We start from the raw sequence: 2,882 nt of genomic DNA, 5'->3' as shown, positions 1-2,882 counted from the left end.
GCCGGGACCACCATGGGAGCGGGGCCGGGAAGCGGGCGGGCACAGGGACGCGCCGCCCCGCCCCGCCCGCCCGGACCGGAGGAACCCGTGAAGCCGCACGACCGAACCCTGCTCGACGCCGCCGCCCGCGGTGACGAGGACGCCGTCCGCGCGGCCCTCGCCGCCGGAGCCGCCGTCGACGCGCGTGACGAGCGGCTGCGCACCGCCCTGCTGCTCGCCGTCCTCGGCGACCACACCGCGGCGGCCGCGGCCCTGCTCGCCGCCGGGGCCGACCCCGACGCCCCCGACGCCCGCGCCGACACCCCCTGGCTGGTCACCGGCGTCACCGGCGGCGTCCGGACGATGCGCGCACTGCTGGCCGCCGGACCCGACCTGCGCCGGCTCAACCGCTTCGGCGGCACCTCCCTCATCCCGGCCGCCGAACGCGGCCACACCGGCTACGTCCGCGCCGTGCTGGCCGAGAGCTCGATCGAGGTGGACCACGTCAACCGGCTCGGCTGGACCGCCCTGCTGGAGGCGGTGATCCTCGGCGACGGCGGCCCCCGCCACGAGGAGACCGTCGCCCTGCTGCTCGCCGCCGGAGCGGACCCCGCGCTGGCCGACCGCGAGGGCGTGACCGCGTACGAGCACGCCGTGCGGCGCGGCTTCGGCGGGATCGCCCGGCTGCTGCGCCCGGCCACCGAGCCGGGGGCGGGCCGGTGAACCGCCGCTCCCGCAGGCCCCGTACCGCCCTCGCGGCCCTGGCCGGGGCGCTGCTGCTGGCCGCCTGCACCGGCGGGGCCCCGGCCGCGCCCGGACCCGCCGCCGCGCCCCTCACGGCCACCGTCGACGCCGCCACCCCCACCGCGGCCGGCACCCTGCTGGTCGCGGACTCCGGCGCCGACACCGTCACCTTCGTGGACCCCGTACGCGGCCCCCTGGCGGCCGTCACCGTCGGCAGGGCCCCGTACGGGCTGGCCGTCGGCGCGGACGGCCGGGCCTGGGTGGCCACCGCCGAGGGCGTCGCGGTCGTCGACACCCGCACCCGGATCCGGACGGCGCTGATCCCGTACCGCACCGCCACCGGCCCGGTGGGCGACGGCGAGTACCGGGGCGGCGGCATGGGCATCGCGCTGTCCCCGGACGGCACGCGCGCCTACGTCGGCGTGAACGTGCCCGGCGCCCGGGGCGTCCTGGAGGTCATCGACACGGCGAAGGCCCAGGTCACCGCCGCCGTCCCGGTGGGCCGACGGCCCTTCGACGTGGACGTGGCGCGCGACGGCTCCGAGGTCTACGTCACCGGGCACGACTCCTTCGACGTCACCGTCGTCAGCGCGGGCCCGCTGCGGCCGCGCCGGATCGAGGTCGCCCCGTACGGCACCGAAGGCGGACTCGGCTCCTGGCTGAAGCCCCACTACACAGCGGTCCGCCCGGCCGACGGGATGCTGCTGCTCCCCTTCGAGGGCGAACGCCTGGCGGTGGTCGACCCGCGCACCGGCCGCACCAGCGTGGAGCCGATGACGGCCGACACCCACCAGCACGGAGCGGCGGCCACTCCCGACGGGCGCCTGCTGGTCGTCGGCACGGGCGCCGTCGACCCCTCGGACGGCAAGGGGCCCTCCCTCACCGTCCGCTCCCCGGACGGCACCGAACGGGTCATCGCGCTCGACGGCCCGCACGAGGACGTGGCCGTCTCCCGTGACGGCGCCACCGCGTACGTGACCGGCGGTTTCACCCGCGACGGCTACTGGAACGGCCTCACGGTCGTCGACCTGACCAGCGGCGGCGTCCACCGGATCGCGGCCGGAAGCCGCCCCCTGGGCATCGCGGTCCTGTGATGTCAGCCAAAAGTCAGGCTTTGGTAAGCCATAAGGCCAGGTTATGGGGTCATAACCAGGGGGCGGGTGCCGGGTAAGGGTGGCCTTAGTTTAGGGTTCTCCTGATCAGTCAGATTGTCGGTCGAAGGGAACCCAGTCATGCCTCGCCCCCTGCGGGTAGCAATCGTCGGTGCCGGCCCCGCCGGTATCTACGCCGCCGACGCGCTGCTGAAGTCCGAGGCGGCCGCCGCTCCCGGTGTGTCCATCGACATCTTCGAGCGGATGCCCGCCCCCTTCGGCCTGATCCGGTACGGCGTCGCCCCCGACCACCCCCGCATCAAGGGCATCATCACCGCCCTGCACCAGGTCCTCGACAAGCCCCAGGTCCGCCTGTTCGGCAACGTCGACTACCCGAACGACATCTCGCTGGACGAACTGCACGCGTTCTACGACGCCGTGATCTTCTCCACGGGCGCCACCGCCGACCGCGCGCTCAGCATCCCGGGCGTCGAGCTCGACGGCTCCTACGGCGCCGCCGACTTCGTCTCCTGGTACGACGGCCACCCCGACGTGCCGCGCACCTGGCCGCTGGAGGCCGAGAAGGTCGCCGTGCTCGGCGTCGGCAACGTCGCCCTCGACGTCGCCCGCATCCTCGCCAAGACGGCCGACGAGCTGCTGCCGACCGAGATCCCGGCCAACGTCCACGACGGCCTCAAGGCCAACAAGGCCGTCGAGGTCCACGTCTTCGGCCGTCGCGGCCCGGCGCAGGCCAAGTTCAGCCCGATGGAGCTGCGCGAGCTCGACCACTCGCCCAACATCGAGGTCATCGTCAACCCCGAGGACATCGACTACGACGAGGGCTCGATCACCACCCGCCGCTCCAACAAGCAGGCGGACATGGTCGCCAAGACCCTGGAGAACTGGGCGATCCGCGACATCGGCGACCGCCCGCACAAGCTGTTCCTGCACTTCTTCGAGTCCCCGTCCGAGATCCTCGGCGAGGACGGCAAGGTCGTCGGCCTGCGCACCGAGCGCACCGAGCTCGACGGCACGGGCAACGTCAAGGGCACCGGCCAGTTCACCACC

At 74.4% G+C, this 2,882-nt stretch carries 3 protein-coding genes; all 3 read left to right on the top strand.

Annotated features, from left to right (window positions below):
• Positions 1 to 87 precede the first annotated feature (87 nt).
• Positions 88 to 702: an ankyrin repeat domain-containing protein gene (locus ACFV0Q_RS40565; RefSeq protein WP_385012998.1), complete on the top strand. Its 615-nt coding sequence runs from the start codon at positions 88 to 90 to the stop codon at positions 700 to 702.
• Positions 699 to 1,817, top strand: a complete 1,119-nt coding sequence (locus ACFV0Q_RS40560) for a hypothetical protein (RefSeq protein WP_385012996.1) — start codon at positions 699 to 701, stop codon at positions 1,815 to 1,817. Before ACFV0Q_RS40565 ends, ACFV0Q_RS40560 begins: the two co-directional genes overlap by 4 nt.
• 138 nt (positions 1,818 to 1,955) lie before the next feature.
• A partial coding sequence (locus tag ACFV0Q_RS40555; protein ID WP_385012994.1) for an FAD-dependent oxidoreductase occupies positions 1,956 to 2,882 on the top strand: 927 nt, incomplete at its 3' end.

Origin of the sequence: Streptomyces sp. NPDC059564, from assembly GCF_042735575.1 — a bacterium.
Taxonomy (GTDB): Bacteria; Actinomycetota; Actinomycetes; order Streptomycetales; family Streptomycetaceae; genus Streptomyces.
The sequence above is the reverse complement of the archived record's forward strand: the minus strand, read 5'-3'. Positions and strand labels throughout refer to the sequence as shown.